This window comes from Bradyrhizobium sp. Arg237L (assembly GCF_029990105.1).
In the GTDB taxonomy this organism is placed as follows: Bacteria; Pseudomonadota; Alphaproteobacteria; order Rhizobiales; family Xanthobacteraceae; genus Bradyrhizobium.
In genome coordinates, this window is sequence record NZ_JAQMIL010000228.1 from 1 (window position 1) to 448 (window position 448).

1 protein-coding gene is annotated in these 448 nt (G+C 65.8%); it reads left to right on the forward strand.

Annotated features, from left to right (window positions below):
- The coding region (locus tag OZ411_RS43100; RefSeq protein ID WP_282532827.1) for a transposase at window positions 1–448 on the forward strand (448 nt) is incomplete at both ends.

Below are 448 nucleotides of genomic sequence, written 5' to 3' on the forward strand. Positions count from 1 at the left end.
TCGAGAGCCGCTATGTCAGCCGCAAGGCGGTCTGCGATGGCTGCTCGTTGCGCGGCCGCTGCGTCGAGAAGGGCTCGCAAACGCGCACGATCTATCGCTGGGTGCATGAAGACGTCATCGAACGTCACCAGGCGCGGATGCGCAACGCCGATAGCCCGATGCGCCGACGCGGCAGCCTGGTCGAACACCCCTTCGGCACGCTCAAATGCCGCGCCGGCTATCGCCACTTCCTGGTGCGCGGCCTCGACAAGGTCCGCGGCGAATGGAGCCTGATGGTCCTCTGCTACAACTTCAGCCGGCTGCTGAACATCCTCGGCTTCGATGGCTTCGTCGCCTGCCTGGCGAGCAGACAGGCGGCCAGCTTGGCCTCGATCTGCATTTTGCGCGCCGTCGCGGCCATCGCAGGTCTCGCTACGGTCCTCATAGGCGACTTTCGCCGCCGCCTGCA